Consider the following 19,708-nt stretch of genomic DNA (forward strand, 5'->3'; position numbering starts at 1 on the left):
GATTTCCTTGCTCGTCCGAAAAAACGTCACATCGCTGGCTCCGGCCCTGGCGGCCGTGATCCTCCTGACCGCCGGATGCGGGGCCGGGGACGAGGCCAAGTCCGGTTCCAAGAACTCCACTCCGTCCGCCACTCCGCACGGCTACGTCGAAGGCGCCACCGAGGCGGCCGAGCAGCAGTCCAGACTTCTGCTCGGCGACCCCGGAAGCGGCGAGACCCGAGTGCTGGACCTCATCACCGGCACGATGCACGACATCGCCCGCAGACCTGGTGCCACCGCACTCACCACGGACGGCCGCTTCGGCTACTTCCACGGCCCGGACGGCATAAGGGTGCTCGACAGCGGTGCGTGGATGGTCGACCACGGCGACCACGTCCACTACTACCGCGCGAAGATCCAGGAGGTCGGCGATCTGCCTGGCGGCACCGGTACGACCGTCCGCAGCGACGCGGGCGTGACCGTGGCCACGTCGGTGGACGGGAAGGCGGGCGTGTATCGCCGGGCAGACCTGGAGAAGGGCGCCTCGGGCAAGCCGTCCCCGCTGCCCGGCACGTTCGCCGGCGCCGTCGTGCCGTACGCGGAACACCTGGTGACACTCACCGCCGAGAGCGCGGCTCCGGCGAAGGTCGCCGTGCTCGACCGTTCCGGCAAGCCCGTCGCCGCTCCGGAGGCCGAGTGCGAGGAGCCCCGAGGTGACGCGGTCACCCGGCGCGGGGTCGTTCTCGGCTGCGCCGACGGCGCCCTGCTCGTCCACGAAGACGACGGCACCTTCACGGCCGAGAAGATCCCGTACGGCGAGGACGTACCGAAGGCCGAGCGGGCCGAGGAGTTCCGGCACCGCCCGGGCAGCAGCACCCTCACAGCACCCGCCGGTAAGGACGCCGTCTGGGTCCTGGATGTCGGCGAAGGCGCCTGGACCCGGGTGAAGACCGGCCCCGTGGTCGCCGCCAACACGGCCGGCGAAGGCTCGCCGCTGGTCGTCCTGGAGAGCGACGGGGCCCTGCACGGCTACGACATACCCACCGGCAAGGAGACCGGCGCGACCGATCCCCTGCTGAAGGAACTGCCCCAAGCCGGTGCGGGCGGCGGCGCGGCCCCGGTGATCGAGGTGGACCGCAGCCGCGCCTACCTCAACGACCCCGAGGGCAGGCGCGTGTACGAGATCGACTACAACGACGATCTCCGCGTGGCCCGTACGTTCGACGTCGACGTACGGCCCTCCCTGATGGTGGAGACGGGCCGATGAGCGCGCGCATGGGCGCTCCACGGATGCGTGCCCTGCTGGCCTCCCTGGTCGGCTTCCTCGTCATCGCCGGTGCGGCTACCGGCTGCGCGGGCGGCGGAGACGAACGGCCCCGGGTCGTGGTGACCACCAACATCCTCGGCGACATCACCCGGGAGATCGTCGGGGGCGAGGCCGACGTCAGTGTCCTGATGAAGCCCAACGCCGACCCGCACTCCTTCGGCCTCTCGGCCGTGCAGGCCGCGGAGTTGGAGAACGCGGACCTGGTCGTCTACAACGGGCTCGGACTGGAGGAGAACGTGTTGCGGCACGTGGAGGCGGCCCGCGAGTCCGGAGTGGCCACCTTCGCCGCAGGTAAGGCGGCCGACCCCCTCACCTTCCATGCCGGACAGGACGGCGGCCCGGAAGAGGACGCCGGCAAGCCCGATCCGCACTTCTGGACCGACCCCGACCGTGTACGCGAGGCCGCCGGTCTGATCGCCGACCAGGTCGCCGAGCATGTGGAGGGCGTCGACGAGAAGAAGGTCCGGGAGAACGCCGAGCGGTACGACGGACAACTCGCCGACCTCACCGGGTGGATGGAGAAGTCCTTCGCCGCCATCCCCGAGAACCGGCGTGCCCTGGTGACCAACCACCACGTCTTCGGCTACCTCGCCGACCGCTTCGGCTTCCGCGTCATCGGCGCGGTCATCCCCAGCGGAACCACGCTCGCCTCGCCCAGCTCCTCCGACCTGCGCTCTCTCACCCAGGCCATGAAGAAGGCCAAGGTGCGCACCGTCTTCGCCGACTCCTCCCAGCCCACCCGGCTCGCCGAGGTCCTGCGCCAGGAGATGGGCGGCGACGTGGACGTCGTCTCGCTCTACTCCGAGTCGCTGACCGAGAAGGGCAAGGGCGCCGGCACCTACCTGGAAATGATGCGCGCCAACACCTCGGCCATGGCCGAGGGCCTCACCGGCGACTGAACGAGCTTCCCCGCGGTACGGCACTTGGACCGCCGGCCGCTCCACCCCGCAAACCCGCGCCTGAGGGCCGGAGAGGAAAGACCGATCATGAACAAGCCCACCCGCGCCAGAGTGTTCACGGGCACGGCCGTGGCCGTGGCGGTGTCGATGGCGCTGACTGCCTGCGGCGGTAACGGCAACGACGACACCCCTTCCGGCGGAGAGGCCATGGAGCAGAGGAGCGGCGAGGCCGCGGCGGTCGGGAACCCGATCGTCGCCTCGTACGACGGGGGACTGTACGTCCTCGACGGCGAGACCCTGAAGCTCGCGAAGACGATCGAACTGCCCGGCTTCAACCGGGTCAACCCGGCGGGCGACAAGGACCACGTCGTCGTCTCCACGGACTCCGGCTTCCGCGTGTTCGACGCCACCCGGCAGGAGTTCACCGCCGCCGAGTTCAAGGGCACCAAGCCAGGGCACGTCGTCCGGCACGGCGGCAAGACGGTCCTGTTCACCGACGGCACCGGCGAGGTGAACGTCTTCGACCCCGCCGCCCTGTCCGACGGGAAGAAGCCGGAGAGCCGCACCTACACGTCCGCGAAGCCCCATCACGGTGTCGCCATCGAACTGGCCGGCGGAGAACTCGTCACCACCCTGGGCACCGAGGAGAAGCGCACCGGAGCCCTTGTCCTGGACAAGGACAACAAGGAGATCGCACGCGCCGAGAACTGCCCCGGAGTGCACGGCGAGGCAGCCGCCCAGGGCGAGGTGGTCGGCTTCGGCTGCGAGGACGGCGTCCTGCTCTACAAAGACGGCGAGTTCACCAAGGTCGACGCCCCCGGCGATTACGCCCGTACCGGCAACCAGGCCGGCAGCGATGTCTCCCCGATTCTCCTCGGCGACTACAAGACCGACCCCGACGCCGAACTGGAACGCCCCACCCGCATATCCCTGATCGACACCCGTACGGCGAAGATGAAGCTGGTCGACCTCGGCACCAGCTACTCCTTCCGCTCACTCGCCCGCGGCCCGCACGGCGAAGCCCTCGTGCTCGGCACCAACGGCATCCTCCACGTCATCGACCCGGAGACCGGCAAGGTCGAGAAGAAGATCGAAGCGGTCGGCGACTGGACCGAACCCCTGGACTGGCAGCAGCCCAGGCCCACCCTGTTCGTCCGTGACCACACGGCGTACGTCTCCGACCCGGGCAAGCGCCAACTCCACTCCATCGAACTGGAATCGGGGAAGAAGCTGGCATCCATCACCCTGCCGAAGGGCACCAACGAACTGTCCGGCGCGGTCGCCGGCCATTGACCTGTCCCGTTCCCCTTTCTCCTCGGTGCCCTGGGGCAGCGCAGCGCCTGCCGGATTCGTGTTCCGGCAGGCGTTGCCGTCGTCGGCGCTCCTGGGCGCGGAGGCCAGCCGAGGTTCAGGCGTGCGGACGCGCTGTTCGAACTCGCGGACGCGGCGTTGTGTGCGGACGGGCCGGTTCGGTCGCTGGTGGACCTGTCGCTGGTCGGTGAACACCGTCGCGAACACGGCGGGCTCCACGACGCCCTGTCCACGGGAAGGGGAGATGTGGCCCGGCCGCGACGGGCCCTGGCCACGGCGCCCCTGCCGCGGGCGGCGGACGGCCGGCTGGTCCTGGCCGCCGACCTCACCTGCCGGCTGCGGCCCAGCGCTCACACCTCACCGCTGCGGATCCTGTGCCACACCGACGGGCGGGGCAAGGACCAGCACATTCCCGTTCCCAGCTGGCCCTACTCGGTGATCCGCGCACTTGAGACGGGCCGCAATTCCTGGACCGCGCCGCTGGACGCACTACGTCCGGCGCCGGGTCACGACGCCGCCGGCGTCACCGCCAGGCAGGCACGCCAGCTCGTCGAGCGGCTGATCGATGCCGGGCAGTGGACGGACGGCGATCCCGAGATCCTGATCGTCATGGACGCCGGCTACGACGTCGGAGCGGAAGCGCCTGGGGCCTGTCTGTGGTGTGGACCACGGTCCGGTTGCTACCGAAAGTTGTGGGAACGGTACTCGCCAGACGGCGTGAGAGACCGGCGCGCTCTTCGCCACATCGACGGGTGGCGCCGGTGCTCCCCACGTGGCGCCAGATCCGTGAACGGCGTCCTCGACAGAGCTCCCGCCGTACCGAGGCGGCCTCGTCCCGCCGAGCTCGTTCCGGCGACCGGGAGCCGGAGTCCTGCGCGCGGCCGTCAGCAGGATGATCGCCGAGCAAGGACGTGAGCAGCTCACCGCCCGCGCGGCTCTGAGCCCGTACGAATTGAATCGGCACCTCACCGACCGAGCCCCGAAACTGTTGACCCGAACCCCGGTCCGCCGGCAGCCGCATACAGGCGCAGCCTATTTGCCGTACGCGGGTACGACACCAGCAGGTCAGGGCCGACCTGCCCGTCGGGGCGTCGGACGAGACCGGGCCCTGGGTGGAGCCGCCACCTGGATCGAGCAGTCCGACTGCGAACAGACCAAAGCTTTCGTCAGGGGTGGGTGGGCGAGTCGCCCCAGTCGAGGCGGAGGACGGCCAGGTCGTCGGAGTGGCGCCCGGCGTTCAGCCGGTGGGTTTCCTGGATGAGCTGGTCGACGTGGACGGCTGGGTCTGCCGGGGGGAGGGTCTCGATCAGTGTGAGGAGTCCTTCGACGCCGAGGCGGTCGTTGTCCGCGCCGCTGTGGCCTTCGGTGAGGCCATCGGTGTAGAGGGTCAGGGCTCCGGCGGCCGGGAGGGTGACGGTGGTGGAGGGCCAGGAGCGGCGCCCGGGGACGATCCCGAGCGCTACCCCGTGCGCTGCGGTCACCTCGTGGGTGCCGTCCGCTGTGGTCAGGAGCGGCTCGTGGTGGCCGGCGAGGTGAAGGGTGACGGTGCCGGCGCGCTGGTCCAGCTTGAGGAGGGTGCAGGTTGCGAACAGGGAGTGGCTGCTTCGCTCGGCGATCAGGATGCGTTCCATCAGGTGGAGCAGGTCCTCGGCGTCGTGTCCGCCGAGGACGAGGGAGCGCCAGGCGATGCGCAGGCAGACGCCGAGGGCGGCGGCGTCGGGGCCGTGGCCGCTGACGTCGCCGACGACCGCGTGGAGCACGTCGTCGTCGCATTCGACGACGTCGAGGAAGTCGCCGCCGAGCAGGGCCAGTTCGGATCCGGGCAGGTATCGGGAGGTCACTCGCACCGAGGAGGTGTCGAGGATGGGCTGCGGGAGGAGGCCGCGTTCCAGGCGGGCGTTTTCTTCCGCGCGCTGCCGGGCTGCCTGGGCCTCGGCGTTGGTACGTTCGGTCTCGCTGCGGTGGACGGCGTAGCGCAGCGTGCGGTGCAGGAGGTCGGGGTCGACCTTGCCTTTGACGAGGTAGTCCTGGGCGCCGGCGGCCATCGCTTCGGTGCCCGCCTGGGCCTCGGAGAGGCCGGTGAGGACGATCACGGCGGTGTTCGGGGCCAGGGCTCGTACGGCGGTGAGGGCGTCGATGCCCGACACGTCCGGCAGGTGCAGGTCGAGGAGGATGCAGTCAGCCTGGCTGGTGGCCAGTTCGGTGCGCGCCTGGGCGAGGGTGGTGCGGGTGGTCAGCTCGAAGGGGAGACCTGTGTCGTGGAGGAGTTCCTCGACCAGCAGGGCATCGCCCAGGTCGTCCTCGATGAGGAGGATGCGGTAAGGCTGCAGACCTGAGGGCGCGCCCGGAAGATGTTCTCCGGAGGTGGTCATCGTGCCTGCTCCGCCTCGGTACGCGAGTCCTCCGGTGTGGCCGACGGTCCGGGGATCTGCGGTGGTTTGGGTGCCAGGGTGAAGACGATACGAGCACCGTCGCGGTAGTCCGGGTCGATGGTGATGGTGCCGCCGTGGAACTCGACGATCTTCTTGCACATCGCCAGTCCGATGCCGCTGCCGCTGTAGGTGTCCTTGGTGTGCAGCCGCTGGAAGATGACGAATATCTTTTCGGCGTACTCGGGAGGGATCCCGATGCCGTTGTCGGTGACGGTGAACCGCCACAGCCCGGCCTCCTGAGCCGCCGTGATGTGAATCTTGGGGGTTTCGTCGGGGCGGTGGAACTTGACGGCGTTACCGATCAGGTTCTGCCAGAGCATGGCCATCTGGCTGGGATCGGCGACCAGGTCGGGCAGGGGATCGTGCGTGATCGTCGCACCGGTCTCCTCGACGGCCACGCTCAGCGCCGACAGAGACTCCTTGAGCGTCCTGTTCAGGTCGATGTTCTGGTGGGCGTTGTGGACCCTGCCGACGCGGGAGAAGTTGAGCAGGTCGCTGATGAGGGTCTGCATGCGGTTCGCCCCGTCGACGGCGAAGTCGATGTACTGGTCGGCCCGCTCGTCGAGCTGCCCTCCGTAGCGGCGCTGCAGGAGCTGGGTGAAGCTGGACACCTTGCGCAGCGGTTCCTGGAGGTCGTGGGAGGCCACGTACGCGAACTGCTCCAGCTCGGCGTTGGAACGCTGGAGATCCGCAGCCTGCGCGTCCAGCCGCAGCCGCGCCTCCTCGGTGAACGCCAGCTCCCGTACGAGGCGTTGGCGCATGGATTCGATCTCACCGCTCAGGCGCCGCAGGTCGGCCGGGCCGGTCGGGGTGATGGGATGGTCGAAGTCGCCTGCGGAGATGATGCGGGCGTCGGCGCCCAGCTGGTCCAGGGGCCGGTTGATGCCACGGCGCAGCCCTTCGAAGACGAGGGCGGCGAGGGCGACGATGAGCAGCGCGATAGCGCTGAACACCCAGTTCCGCAGGGTGACCGTGGACTGCAGGTCCGCCCGGGCCTGAGCGCGGTCCGCACGCAGCCTCTCCTGCTGGTTCTCCAGGGCCGCACGAACCGCGTCGAAGGCCGCTTTGCCGTTGGCCAGCCGCTCCGCCTCCTGCGGGGAAGGTGTTCCGGCCGGTGTGGCGGCAACGGGCTCGGCGACCTCCTCCTGCCACCTGTCCACCGCCTTCTCGACCGATGTCAGGTCGTTCAGCCGGGCGGTGTCACCGTGGAGCAGCTCCCTGAGCGACCGGGTGTGCGCCTTCTGGTCGGCGAGTCCCTGGCGGTAGGGGGCCAGGAACTCCTCCGTACCGGTCAGGCCGTAGCCGCGGATGCCGGTCTCCTGGTTGACCAGAGCTGTTTCCAGGCGGAACGCGGTGGAGAGGGAGGGCGACCGTACGTCGGTGAGGTGGTTGCTGATGGCCCGGCTTCGCCCCATCACCCAGGCCCCCGTCAGCCCCAGCAGTGTCAGCACGACCAGGGAGGCGCCGACCCCCACGCGAAGCCAGCGCCGGGTCGTCCATGAGGACAGTCTTCGTCCGCGCGGTTGCTGTATGTCGCCGGTCATCCTGTAGCGCTCCTCGCCGGGAAGCCGCCTGGTGGAGTGCGGCCAGCACACTCTAAACCCAACCGACAACGCATGTTGTCGCCGGAGCGTTCGGGGGCCTACAGTGCCGGGTATGCCCGGCAAGGATTTCGTACTGCGGACCACTTCCGAGGAGACGGCCGCCATAGCGGACGCGAGAATCGGTGATCTCGCGCATCGTCTTGCCCGCCAGCTGCAGGAAGAAGCTCCGGCGCCTCCCGCATCAGGCGATCCGGCGTACGCACTGACCCTGCTCCACATTCTTGACCAGCTGCAGCAGGCCACGGAACGGCTTCAGCGGCAGGCGGCCACGGACGCCGCACGCGCGGGTGCCGGCTACCCGCAGATCGGCGCCGCCTGCGACATGACCCGCCAGGGCGCCCGGCGCCGCTGGCCGGGACTCTTCCACCACTCGAACGAAAAGCCCACGGAGCTCCCGACAATGACCACTCCTGCCCGCCCCTTCGACGTCCTGCTCGTCGAGGACGACGTCGCCGACGCCATGCTCATCGAAGAAGCCCTCTCCGAGCGCGGAGCCCGCAACCTGGTCCAGGTCACCGACGGAGTCGCCGCCCTGGAACACCTCCGCACCCCCGGCACGGTCCGGCCCGACCTCATCGTTCTCGACCTCAACATGCCCCGCATGAACGGTCACGACCTCCTGAAGGTCCTGAAGTCCGACGAGAATCTGCAGGCCATCCCGGTCGTCGTCCTCACCACGTCGACCGCCCCGGACGACGTCACCGGCGCCTACACCAGCCACGCCAACGCCTACGTGACCAAGCCCGTCAACCTGGACGCCTTCGAGCAGGCTGTCCAGAGCATCGACGCCTTCTACCTCGACACCGCCACCCGGCCGCACCCGTAAGCCCGCCGGCTGCCGCGACGTGTGGAAGCCGGCATCGCGGCGTGACGTCGTTGCACGGAGAGCAGAACGAGATCGTCCAACGCCTCGGCCCGCGAGCCTGAATTGTCCGGTCATGGGCTGATCGAAGTCAGTCACCGTGTCCGCATGCTGGCACGAGCCTCTTACGGCTTTTGACGTCGCAGGCGCGGCTCTCCGGTGTGCGGGCACGAGCCGGTCGCACCGGTTGCAGGGATGGACATGCGGCGCAGGAGATCACGTGTCGCGCGCAGGTTCAGGGTGCTGCGCCATTTCACGCCCGGGTGGCGGGAGCGCAGATGCGACAGGGCGCGGGTTCCCAGCCCGGTGCTACGGAAGCGCTCTTCCAGAGTTACGTCGGTGATGACACCTTGTTCGCAGTGGTCACAGAGCCGGTAGCGGACTTGGCCGACGACTTTGCGGATATGGACCAGGAGGAGGCATTCCTCGTCCGGATGGGTGCCGCCGGGGACGCGGGAGGGCAGGAACTCGATCGATCGGTAGACGAGGAGCCGACGCCGCAAGCGGCCCAGGGGCCGGCCACGGCGAGAGTGCCGGGGGCCGTTCTGGCCGTTCGCCATTTCCTGAATGGGAGAGATCGAGCCGAACAGAGTGCTCGTAGGACGCGCATGTTGTCCGTGCATGCGAGCCCGTCTACCCCGAGAAGCGGCACAAGTATCCCTCTGGCCGTGAATCCCGGTACGGCGCCCCGGAACACGGCATTCGGGGATCGGTCACGACGGCAGGGGTCTCCGGTTCTGGCAGGGCCTCGACCAGGCGCAGCACGGACTCCGGATGGCCGGCCTGCCGAGGACGGAGGCCAGTCGTGAGCTGGCCCGCCCCGCTGGAGTTGTTCGCGTCGGTGCCGGTCCGATTACTCCCCGGGATGCGCCCGGCGTTCGACGATGATGTCGGTGGACCCGTCGCGTACCGCTCGCTCGGCCTCGTCCGCGTTGGCGCCCGCGAAGACCAGGATGTCCGCGGCGACCAGCCGTACGCTCTCTCCCACCGCGACCGGCAGGGCCGAGCCGCGTTCCGGGGCGGCCCGGACGATGTCGAGAGTGCGCCGGGCGGCGTGCTGGAGCACGGCATGGCTTCCGCGCGCCTCCGCCAGCGCGTCCAGGACCCCGGACAACCCCCGTACCGTGGCGGCGAACGCCTTCCTGTGCCCGGGAGGGAGGATCGTGGCGCCCCGGATGAGGGTGAGGCAGCTGTTGCCGAGCAGGTCCAGACAGCGGGTGGCGGCGATCTCCTGCCGGATGGGCTCCCGCCGGCCGCGCCAGCGCGGGGTCCGGCGGGCGACGGCGATCGCGTCGTCACGGGTGTGGCCGAGGTCGTCCAGCAGGGTGTAGACCGGGCGCAGTTCCTTCCACGGCTGGTCCTCCCGCTCATCGGCCGCGGCGTCCAGCGTTCGGGCCGCCAGCTCCAGGGCACGGTCCAGCCCTTTGAGCGTGGCGGCCTCGGCCCTCCTGAGCAGGGTGAACGGGTGTGGAGGGAAGAGGACTTGGCTGAACACGAGTGCGACCCCCGCGCCGAGGAGGGCGTCGAGCACCCGGTCGATGCCGGCCTGCTCTCCGGCCGCGACGGAGATCACCGCGCCGACAGCGGCCTGGGCCATGGTGATGCGCTCGCCGTCCAGGAGGAGCGCGACGAGGAGCGCGCCCAGCACGGCGGCGCCGACCGCCGCGTCGCCGTGGCCGAGGAAGCGGAAGGCCACCTGCCCGACGATCACGCCCGCGATGACCCCGGACATGACCCGTACCGCGTTGGTGCCGCGCCCGCCCACCGGTGTGTTGAGGGCGACGAGGGTCGCGATCGGGGCGAAGAGCGGGACGTGGTGGTCGAAGACGCTCCCGGCGATCCACCAGGAGAGCGCGGCCGCCGCAGACTGCTGGAGCACCGGCCACAGGTTGTCCTTGACGCGCGACCACGCCTCGTACATCGTCCTCCCTCCACGTCCCGGGTAGGGACGGTTCGCGGCGGGGTGCTCAGCCGGCCGGTTCGCCGCCGTGTCCGCGCTCCCCGCCCGGGCGGGCGTCGTCGAAGAGTCGGGGGCCCAGCTCGTGCCGGTTCCGCAGTCCGGGAAGGCGGTCTCCCGCCTCCGGGCCCCAGCTTCCCGGCGCGTACGGCAGCGGCGGCTCGACCGGGTCGAGGACGGGGCCCACGATGCGCCAGCACTCCAGCACGGTGGGGAAGAACGCGAAGCACTCGGGGTCACCGACGACGGCCCCGTGCAGGATGTTCTCGTACGGGAGTTCCTGCCGCCCCAGAACCTGCGCGAAGTCGACACCGATGGGCACGGTCAGCGGCCCGTCGTTGCTCTCGGGCTCGTTCAGCATCAGGTCCGCCCGGATGCCGGTGTCGCCGTCGATCCGGAAGCGGATGGTGTTCGGCGGCGTCTGGAGGTCGTCGCCGCCGAAGAGTTCCAGCGGAGGCTTGCGCAGTTCGACTACGACCTCGGTGGCGGAGACGGCCAGCGCCTTGCCGCTGCGGAGGTAGAAGGGGACATCGGCCCAGCGCCAGTTGTCGACGAACATCCGGGTCGCGAAGTAGGTCTCCGTGGTGGAGCCGGGCTTCACGCCCTCGACGTCCCGGTAGCCCTCGTACTGGCCGCGAACCGTCACGGCGGGATCCATGGTGCGGGTCGCGTGCAGGGCCCGCCACTTCTCCAGCCCCTGCGCCTGGGCGTTGGTGGCGCTCGGCGGTTCCATCACGAGGAGGGCGAGGACCTGGAGCATGTGGTTCTGCACCACGTCGCGCAGGCAGCCCACCGCGTCGTAGAAGGAGCCGCGGTCGGCGACGTCGAAGTCCTCGGCGAGGGTGATCTGCACGTTGTCCACATAGGCGCGGTGCCAGATCGGCGCGAGCAGCGTGTTGGCGAACCGGGAGACCATCAGGCTCTCCACCGCGCGGTTGCCGAGGAAGTGGTCGACGCGCAGCAGATGGGCGTTGTCGAAGTGGGCGGAGAGTTCGTCCTGGAGCCTTCGCGCGGAGTCGAGGTCGTGGCCGAACGGCTTCTCCACCACCAGCCGGGCGTTCCGGTTGAGGCCCTCGGCGGCCAGCGCCCCGGCGACCTCGGTGAACAGCGACGGCGGGATCGCCAGGTAGTACGTCACGAAGCCGCGCCCGGCCACCGCCTCGCGCAACCGCGTGAAGGTGCCGGCGTCGGCGAAGTCCCCGGTGATGATGGACAGGTTCGCCGCGAACCGGACGAAGACCTCCTCGTCGATGTCCGTGCCCTCGGCGGCGACCGCCTCCCGCGCGTGCCGGCGCAGGGCGTCGTCGTCCCAGTCGGTGGCCGCCACCCCGATGACGGGCACGGTGAGCTTGCCGGACTCGGTGAGCCGGTACAGCGCGGGCAGCAGCATCTTCCTGGCGAGGTCGCCGGAGATACCGAAGAGCACCAGGACGTCGGACCGTTCCATCTCGGGCGGGCTGAGCGGGTTCTCCGTCATCACGACCGTCCTTTCCGGTGAGCGGCCGCCTCCGAGGCGGTGTCCGGCGGGCCTTTGCCGCGCCCGAAGCGGGCGTTCAGCGCCGCCTCGATCTGTTCGGGGTCGCGGCCCTTGGTCTCGGGCAGGTAGCGGCCGACGAAGAAGAACGCGGCCACGCAGATCGCGGCGAAGATCCAGAAGGTCTCGCCCTGGCCGAGGGCGGAGGCCACGGGCAGGAAGGCGAGGCTGACGACGAAGTTGGAGATCCAGTTGACCGCCGTGGCCACGCTCGATCCCTCCGCCCGGACGGACGGCGGGAAGATCTCGCCCAGCAGCGTCCAGAACACCAGGCCGAGGCCGCCGGCGTAGGCGGCGATGTAGATGACCATGAACAGCAGAGTGAGCACCGAGTTCATACCGACCACGAACGCCAGCCCCAGCATGAAGATCGAAACCGCCATGAGGGCGAGGGAGACGAGCACCATGACGCGGCGGCCGGCCCGGTCGACCAGGCGGATCGCGACGAGCGTCATGACCAGGTTGATCAGGCCGATGAACACGGAGTAGAAGATGGAGTTCGACGCGTTCAGACCGGTCTGCTGGATGATGGTCGGCGCGTAATAGATGATCGTGTTGATCCCGCCGAACTGCTGTACGGCGGCGAGGGTGAGGCCGACGACGAGGGCCGGACGCAGGTCCGGCGTGAGCAGCCTCCTGGCCGTCCGGCCGGAAGATGCGGCGTTTTGTTTCTGCTGCTCCCGATCCTCGGTGATCCGGTGCTGGGCCCGGGCGACCAGGGCGTCCGCCGTGGCCTCGTCGGCGACCGAGGCGATACCCGTACGCGCCTTCTCCGCCTGCCCGTTCGCGATGAGCCACTGCGGTGACTCGGGCAGGAACCACAGGGCCGCAGCCACCATGAGGGCGGCCGGGACCGCACCGACGGCGAACATCGCCCGCCACATCTCGCTGCTGGAGAAGGCGGGGTTGACCAGGTACGCGACCAGGATGCCGAGAGTGATCATCAGCTGGTTCATCGTGAGCAGCCGGCCGCGGATCTTCGTCGGCGAGATCTCGGAGAGGTAGACCGGAACCGTCGCCGACGCCGCCCCGACCGCGAGACCGAGGACGATACGGCCCACCATGAGGACGGGGTATCCGTTCGCGGTGCTCGCGATCGCCGTACCGATGATGAACACCACGCCGATCAGGCCGAGGGCCTTCCTGCGGCCGAGACCGTCGGAGAGCCGACCGGCCGAGGTGGCGCCGATCACCGCGCCGATGAGCAGCACACTGACCACGCTGCCCTGCTCGAAGGAGTTCAGGTCGAAGTCCTGCTTGATATACAACAGGGCCCCGGAGACAACCCCGGTGTCGAAGCCGAACAGGAAGCCGCCGAGCGCGATCGCGGCCGCCCAGCGGGTGATCTTCCGCCGGCCCTCCGCCGGGATCTCTGTGAGCGGCCCGTGGGTGCCCGGTTCCCTGGAAAAGCCCTGGACCATGTCGCTCCCTCCGTCGTGAGCGGGCTCGTCCTGGCTACATCACCACCTTTCCGGACGAAAGGATGGTGGTGCGAAGCAATCGGGTGGCTTGAGAACACAGCGAACCGGACACCTGGTGGCCGCGCCGGGTCGGTGGACGTCCGCAACCACTGCCCCGGCAGGTGATACAGCGCCGTCCGGCCGAGCCACACCGAGCACGGCCCGGGTGCGGCCGTCGCGCGGTTCGGCCGGGTCAGCCGTGGAGGATGCCCCAGCCGCCCGTGTACGTCTCGCCGGAGCCGGCCGGATCAGGCCGGTAGCCGCTGCCCAGAGCATCCGGCGGTCCCGTCATCGGCTTGACGCCGATGCCGATGCCCCGGTGGTACAAGGCGGGCGGCACCTGGTCCGCCGTGTAGACCTCCAGCCACGGCTGGGCTGCGCCTCTACGACCCGGTCCTGGGGCCACTTTGACCGCACAATCGGAAGGGGGCCACCTGGGGACCAGTTGGGGACCACATGCTACGAGCGGTGGTGCACGATGCATGTCTACACGCACAACTCGCGCCCGGACCAGATCCGCTATATCCAGAAAATGCCCTTGGCCCTCACTCCTGGGGGTCAAGGGGTCGCAGGTTCAAATCCTGTCGTCCCCACTGTGCGGAAACGCAGGTCGGAGGCCGTTCTCTCATCCGTGAGAGGGCGGCCTTCCGTGCGGGTCGGCGGGCAGGACCTGCTCGGCCCAGATGACCTTGCCTTCCGGTGTGTACCGAGTGCCCCAGCGCTCGCTGATCTGCGCCACCAGGAACAGCCCGCGGCCTCCCTCGTCCATGCCGGCCGCGTACCGCAGGTGCGGGGCGGTACTGCTGCTGTCCCACACCTCGCAGGTCAGGGTGCGATCACGCAGAAGACGCAGGTGAACCGGCGCCGCGCCGTACCTTATGGCGTTGGTGATGAGTTCGCTGAGGATCAGTTCCGTGCTGAAGACGAGTTCCTCCAGGCCCCACTCCTCGAGCTGCGCGGCCGCGCGGCTGCGCATGGCGCCGACCTCGCTCGGGTCGAACGGAACGTCCCACTGGGCGACCCGGTCGGCCCCCAGGGTGCGTGTCCGGGCGATGAGCAGCGCGATGTCGTCGGACGGCTGATCGGGGAGCAGGGCGTCGAGTACGGCGCGGAGGCCGGCGTCCGGGTCCCGGCCGGGGTGGCTCAGTGCCGTGCGCAGCTTCTCCAGACCCTCTGCGATGTCCCGGCTCCGCTCCTCGACCAGCCCGTCGGTGTACAGGACGAGCTGGCTGCCCTCCGCCAGGCGCAGTTCCATGGTCTCGAACGGCATGCCTCCCAGCCCCAGCGGCGGGCCGGCCGGCAGCTCCGTGATCGTCGCCGTGCCGTCCGGGGCGACCACGAGCGGTGGCATGTGCCCGGCCCGGGCCATGGTGCAGTTCTGGGAGACCGGGTCGTAGACGGCGTACAGGCAGGTCGCGCCCAGGACGCCGCCGTCGGGGGCGGCGCTGTCGCCCTCCTGGTCCATGCGCTGGACGAGGTCGTCGAGACGAGCGAGGAGTTCGTCGGGCGGCAGGTCCAGGGAGGAGAAGTTGTGCACGGCCGTGCGCAGCCGCCCCATGGTGGCGGCGGCGTGCAGGCCGTGCCCGACGACGTCTCCGACGACGAGCCCGACGCGGCTTCCCGGCAGCGGGATCACGTCGAACCAGTCCCCGCCCACTCCGGACTGGGCGGGCTGGTAGAAACGCGCGACATCCACGGCGCTCTGCTCGGGCAGGTCCCGTGGCAGCAGGCTGCGCTGGAGCGTCACGGCGAGATGGTGTTCGCGCGTGTAGCGGCGGGCGTTGTCCATGGCGACCGCGGCGCGGCCGACGAGCTCCTCCGCCAAGGACAGGTCGTCCTCGTCGAATGGTTCCGGCTTCTGCCACCGCCAGAAGTTGGCCACGCCCAGCACGACGCCCCTGGCCTTGAGGGGAGCGGCGATGAGCGAGTGGATTCCGTAGGCGACGATCGCCGATGTCCGGTCCGGGTCCTGGGCGTGCCAGCCCGGCGCGTCACGCAGATCCGGTACGAGTTCGACCGCGCCCGTACCGTAACCGCGGGCCTGCGGCGTGGACGGCAGGAAGTCGATCAGAGCGCCGAGCGGGTACAGCGGGTGGTCGGAACGGATGCCGTTGACCGCCGTGCGCCGCATGTCGGCGCCCGGGCCGGGCTCGTCGCCGTTCAGCACCGGGTCGGCCAGGTCGACCGTCACGAAGTCGGCGAACCGGGGGACGGCGACGTCGGCCAGCTCCTCCGCGGTCCGCACCACGTCGAGCGTGGTGCCGATGTCACCCCCGGCGTCGTACAGCAGCTTGAGCCGTTTCCGGGCCGTTTCCGCCCGGCTGCTCAGGAGCCGCATCTCGGTGGAGTCGCGGATGGTGACCGCCGAGCCCTGCGGGCGGCCCCCGGGGTGGGTGGGCCGCTGATTGACGACGAGCAGCCGGTCCCCGGCCTCCAGCACCTCGTCGGTGGCGATCCGGCCGGACAGCAGGAGGTCCGCCATCCGGCGGTCCATGCCGACCTCGTCGACGGGGCGTCCCTCCGCATCGTCCGGCAGGTCGAGCAGTCTTCCGGCCTCGTCGTTCGCCAGGAGTAGCCGCCCTTCGCCGTCGGTGATCAGCACCCCTTCGCGGACGGCGTGGAGCACCGCGTCGTGGTGCTCGTACATGCGGGTCATCTCCTGCGTGCCGAGCCCGTGGGTCTGGCGGCGGAGTCTTCGGCTGATCAGGGCCGAGCCGACGGTGGCCACCGCCAGGCCGCCGGCGATGGACAGGAGGATGACCGGAAGCTGTTCGTCGGCGATGCCGGTCACGCTCTTCACCGTCAGACCCGCCGAGACGAGGGCGACGACTTCGCCCTCGGACGAGGTGACCGGCACGATCGCCTGGATCTCCTTGCCGAGCGGTCCCTGCACACTCTCGGTGTGCACCCGGCCGGCGAGCGAGGGCTCGATCGTGCCGACGAACCGCTCGCCGATGCGATCGGGCTGAGGGTGGCTGTAGCGGATGCCCTGGGTGTCCATCACCACGATGAAGTCCATCCCTGCGGCCTTGCGCGTCTCTTCGGCGAGAGGCTGCAGAACCAGGGACGGGTCCGGCGCCTTCAGCGCTTCCCGTAGGCCCAGGGACTTCGCGAAGGTCTGTGCCACGGAGACAGACCGGTTGCGCGCCTCACGGTCGATGTCGTGCCGCGACTGCAGCACCAGGGCCAGCAAGGCCCCGGCGGCGAGCAGCACCACGATCGCCACCTGAAGGACGAATACCTGCCCGGCGACGCTTCCGGATCTTCTGCCTGGGCTCAACCGCACCGGCGCGCCGGAGATGAGAGGCAAGACGGGCTCACAACCCCAGTTGTAGCACCTCCCCGCGGCCAGGTCTTCCGGTGCTCACCGTACGTATCGGGAGCACCTCGCAGGGTCTTCGCTCCGTAGGGGGGGGGCGGGGCGTGGCCGTGCCTCCGGTGGGACGGGGCCTTTCCTCCGCCTTCTCCCGGTCGGCGAGAGAGACGGGCGGCGCGGGCCGGCGCGGGACACCGCGGGTCGGTCCGGGATACCGCGGGCCGGTCGGGGATACCGCGGGCCGGTCCGGGACCGATCACTGGACATCACCTCTTCCTGGACGGCAGTCGCTCCGGGCCGGTCGCGGCGGCCAAGGACCTGTCGTGCCGGGCGTGGGCCGGTGAACAGATGCGCGTCGGGGAAGAGGGCGCGCTCCGCGGTGCCCTGCTCCGCCGACGCGGCAACTTCCAGGCACGGATGGCAGGTTCGGTGGCGTACGCGAGGCCGGTGATGTCCTTGTGCATGCTCCGGCCACGGGGCAAGCGGACAGGGCCCGGCCGCATTGTCAGTGGCGCCGCTTAGAGTCTCTTTCACTCGTCACGGTGCGTTGCCGTCGTCGGGTCTCATCAGCGTGCCGCCGCTCGGCGGCGTCGTACGGAACACGGGGAGAACAGCGCATGGGGTGGGTACCGGCGGGCGACTACGAAGTCGCTCTGGAGGCAGGCAAGGTGGTCTGCCGCAACGGGAAGGGCCGGCGGCTGAAGTCCGTACCGGCCAAACTGAAGGAAGACCCCGCGGTCGTCGGGCTACGGCAGCTCACCGAGTGGCTGGAGCGGCACGAACTCCGGTGCCGGACCGATGTCGAGCAGTGGATGGTGCGCTCGCTGCCCGTCCCCACCGCCGTCCTCGCCGGCGTCTGGCCCGACCCGGCGTGGCAGGCGGCCCTGCGGGACGTGGTGGTCACCGGCGCGGACGGCGGGGTCGCCGGATTCCTGCGCGATGTCGACCCCGACCGCGGCCTCGGCCTCGTGGACCTGGACGGCGACACGGTCCGCATCACCCCGGACGTGGTGAGCGTGCCGCACCCCGTCCTCCTCGACGACCTGGACGACCTGAGGGAGTTCGCGGTCGAGCTGGAGGTGAACCAGCAGGTCGAGCAGCTGTTCCGCGAGGTGTGGCGCCGGCCGCCCGGCCTTGCCCCGGACACCGTCTCCGTGGACACCTATGCCGGCGGCGTCTTCAAGGAACTGCGGTTCCTGCACGGCCGCGTCACCCAGCTCGGCTACCGGTCGCGCGGCGGATACGCGGTCTGCCCGGTCGTTGAGGACGGCGTCACCGTCGAGGCCCGCATCTGGATCGGCGAACACGACGGATACGACGCGTACGACACCGAGACGGGCCCCCTGGGCTGGACCGACCCCTCGGGGCGTGCGCTGACGGCCGCCGAGGTCGGCCCTGTCGCGTGGTCCGAGGGCATGCGCATGGCGGCGGCGCTCTACGCCGGCCGCGACGTGGAGGACGAGGAGCGGGCGGCATGAGCACCACGACGACGAACACCGAAGTGAACAGCAAGGCGAACACCGGCACCGATGCGATGGTGGGCGCGGCGGCGCTGCCCGCCCAGGCCCATGGCCGTACCGCCGAAACCCCCGCCGCCGAGGCCCGCGCCGCAGCCCTGTTGGAAGCGGGCGCCATCCTCCCGGCCGGTACCACCGACCGGGACGACGCCGACGCGCTGACCGCCCGCACCTACACGCACACCGCCCTCGGCGACCGCCCCGTGGTCCGCCTCGTGCCCGGCACCCTCGGCGAAGCCGAGGACCTGGCGCTGGAGTTCCTCGGCCTGGCCAGGACCGCCGATGCTCCCGTCGTCGGCCAGGTCCGCCGCGAGACGCTGGGCTTCCCTGCCTGGGCGCTGGTCAACGACCCGGCCAACGGGCACCACGCCCTGGCCCTGGTCAAGGACATCGAGCGGCTGGGCCGACAGGCCAGGACCCGCGCCGGTGCCGCCAAGGAGGGCTTCGACGACCTCGGCACCCGGCTCGGCCGGGCCGTGCCCCACTTCCTCCCCACCTACTACGAGCAGGTCGCCCGCCTCTTCCTCCAGGCGGAGAACACCACCTATGCCGCTTCGTTCTTCGGCAAGGCCCGTGAGGCCGAGCGCGTCCACGGTCTCGTCGTGGACGAGGACCGGCAGCGGGCCGTCTTCCTGGAGTTCGCCTTCGCCGGCGCGCTGACCGTCAAGGCGCTGCGGCAGTATGTGCGGGACCTGGTGGCCCGGCTCGATCCGGCGGACGCCTGGGCGCAGTTCCGGCGTCTGCTGGTCGAGCGCTGCGCCGCGGGCATGCCGCCTTACGCCGCGCTGCCTCAGGACGTGCGTGCCCTGGTCAAGGCCGCCGGGCTGGACCGCGAGAGCGCCGAACGTGAGCTGGTGGCCGACCTGATCGGCTCTCCCGGAGTCGTCCGCGCGCCCGCCTCGTTCTGGACGGCCTACCGCCCCGCCGTCGTCGCCCTCGCCCACCGCGATCCGGCCGTGCGCGCCCGGCTGCTCGGCTTCTTCCCGGAGACCTTCACCGAGAACGGCAGCCGAGACGCGGACGGCGAGCGCGGCTGGCTCGCGCTGCTGGCCGAGTCGGGTGCGGAGGAGCTGCTCACGGCCCTCCCCGGTGCTTCCGGCGTCTCCGGGACCTCCCGCGGCCCCGGTGCTTCCGACGGCCCCGCTTCCGCCCCATCCGGCGCATCCGGCCCCGTCGCCGCTTCCGCCGCATCCTCCGTCTCCGCTGCCTCCGCCGCATCCGGCGAGGACGTGCCGTCCGTCTCCCCGGCGGACTGGCTCGGCCGCTGGGAGGCGCACCGTCGACGCTCCTCGGCCACCGCCGACCGCAGCCCCGAGACCCTCGCCTTGGTAGCCCGCGCGGCGGACCGGCTGCGCGCCGACGGACGCCCCGTCGAGCTGTTCCAGGGCCGCTGGCAGCGCACCGCCGACCTGGACATCCTCGACCTCTGCCTGGCCTCCGGCATCCCGGTCGCCGAACCGGGCGATGAGGGTCCGGGCGCCACGCAGCCCCCGGGCTTCGCCCTAGGGCC

13 protein-coding genes and 2 pseudogenes are annotated in these 19,708 nt (G+C 70.4%); 7 read left to right on the forward strand and 8 right to left on the reverse strand.

Annotated features, from left to right (window positions below; genetic code table 11):
* Positions 1–7 precede the first annotated feature (7 nt).
* The 4 genes and pseudogenes from ACQP09_RS32085 to ACQP09_RS32100 form a co-directional block, all read left to right on the forward strand.
* A complete protein-coding gene (locus tag ACQP09_RS32085; protein WP_433406055.1) occupies positions 8–1,246 on the forward strand; it encodes a hypothetical protein in 1,239 nt (412 codons plus the stop codon).
* The gene (gene aztC, locus ACQP09_RS32090) at positions 1,243–2,205 is read left to right on the forward strand and encodes a zinc ABC transporter substrate-binding protein AztC (protein ID WP_433406057.1); all 963 of its coding nucleotides are present in this window, start codon (positions 1,243–1,245) and stop codon (positions 2,203–2,205) included. The genes ACQP09_RS32085 and aztC overlap by 4 nt, the downstream gene beginning before the upstream one ends.
* A gap of 87 nt (positions 2,206–2,292) precedes the next feature.
* A complete protein-coding gene (gene aztD / locus ACQP09_RS32095; RefSeq protein WP_433406059.1) occupies positions 2,293–3,498 on the forward strand; it encodes a zinc metallochaperone AztD in 1,206 nt (401 codons plus the stop codon).
* Between the two features lie 120 nt (positions 3,499–3,618).
* A pseudogene (locus tag ACQP09_RS32100) lies at positions 3,619–4,143 on the forward strand (transposase); the annotation flags it as partial.
* A gap of 539 nt (positions 4,144–4,682) precedes the next feature.
* Here ACQP09_RS32100 and ACQP09_RS32105 read toward each other — a convergent pair.
* Together ACQP09_RS32105 and ACQP09_RS32110 are read right to left on the reverse strand one after the other, a co-directional pair.
* Complete coding sequence (locus ACQP09_RS32105; RefSeq protein ID WP_433406060.1) at positions 4,683–5,888, reverse strand: PP2C family protein-serine/threonine phosphatase; 1,206 nt, start codon at positions 5,886–5,888, stop codon at positions 4,683–4,685.
* Complete coding sequence (locus tag ACQP09_RS32110; protein WP_433406062.1) at positions 5,885–7,492, reverse strand: sensor histidine kinase; 1,608 nt, start codon at positions 7,490–7,492, stop codon at positions 5,885–5,887. Before ACQP09_RS32110 ends, ACQP09_RS32105 begins: the two co-directional genes overlap by 4 nt.
* A gap of 112 nt (positions 7,493–7,604) precedes the next feature.
* On the opposite strand from ACQP09_RS32110, the gene ACQP09_RS32115 reads away from it, so the two are divergent.
* Positions 7,605–8,378, forward strand: coding sequence for a response regulator (locus ACQP09_RS32115; RefSeq protein ID WP_433406064.1), 774 nt, complete (start codon positions 7,605–7,607; stop codon positions 8,376–8,378).
* Between the two features lie 161 nt (positions 8,379–8,539).
* On the opposite strand, the gene ACQP09_RS32120 is transcribed toward ACQP09_RS32115, so the two are convergent.
* The 6 genes from ACQP09_RS32120 to ACQP09_RS32145 all read right to left on the reverse strand — a co-directional run bounded on the left by ACQP09_RS32120 (position 8,540) and on the right by ACQP09_RS32145 (position 16,591).
* Positions 8,540–8,974 (reverse strand): GNAT family N-acetyltransferase, encoded by a 435-nt coding sequence (locus tag ACQP09_RS32120; RefSeq protein WP_433406066.1) that lies wholly within the window; start codon positions 8,972–8,974, stop codon positions 8,540–8,542.
* 293 nt (positions 8,975–9,267) lie between these two features.
* The gene (locus tag ACQP09_RS32125) at positions 9,268–10,335 is read right to left on the reverse strand and encodes an FUSC family protein (protein WP_433406067.1); all 1,068 of its coding nucleotides are present in this window, start codon (positions 10,333–10,335) and stop codon (positions 9,268–9,270) included.
* A 46-nt stretch (positions 10,336–10,381) separates the two neighbouring features.
* Positions 10,382–11,848: a glucose-6-phosphate dehydrogenase gene (zwf, locus tag ACQP09_RS32130; protein WP_433406069.1), complete on the reverse strand. Its 1,467-nt coding sequence runs from the start codon at positions 11,846–11,848 to the stop codon at positions 10,382–10,384.
* Positions 11,848–13,326: a sugar porter family MFS transporter gene (locus tag ACQP09_RS32135; protein ID WP_433406071.1), complete on the reverse strand. Its 1,479-nt coding sequence runs from the start codon at positions 13,324–13,326 to the stop codon at positions 11,848–11,850. Before ACQP09_RS32135 ends, zwf begins: the two co-directional genes overlap by 1 nt.
* A 232-nt stretch (positions 13,327–13,558) precedes the next feature.
* Positions 13,559–13,771, reverse strand: coding sequence for a hypothetical protein (locus ACQP09_RS32140; RefSeq protein ID WP_433406073.1), 213 nt, complete (start codon positions 13,769–13,771; stop codon positions 13,559–13,561).
* Positions 13,772–13,990: 219 nt separating this feature from the next.
* Positions 13,991–16,591, reverse strand: a complete 2,601-nt coding sequence (locus tag ACQP09_RS32145) for a SpoIIE family protein phosphatase (RefSeq protein WP_433406075.1) — start codon at positions 16,589–16,591, stop codon at positions 13,991–13,993.
* A gap of 707 nt (positions 16,592–17,298) precedes the next feature.
* On the opposite strand from ACQP09_RS32145, the gene ACQP09_RS32150 reads away from it, so the two are divergent.
* The gene (locus tag ACQP09_RS32150; RefSeq protein WP_433406077.1) at positions 17,299–18,159 is read left to right on the forward strand and encodes a DUF4132 domain-containing protein; all 861 of its coding nucleotides are present in this window, start codon (positions 17,299–17,301) and stop codon (positions 18,157–18,159) included.
* A pseudogene (locus tag ACQP09_RS32155) lies at positions 18,156–19,706 on the forward strand (hypothetical protein); the annotation flags it as partial. The gene ACQP09_RS32150 and the pseudogene ACQP09_RS32155, both read left to right, overlap by 4 nt.
* Positions 19,707–19,708: the final 2 nt, after the last annotated feature.

The organism is Streptomyces sp. CA-146814 (assembly GCF_050942385.1).
GTDB lineage: Bacteria > Actinomycetota > Actinomycetes > Streptomycetales > Streptomycetaceae > Streptomyces.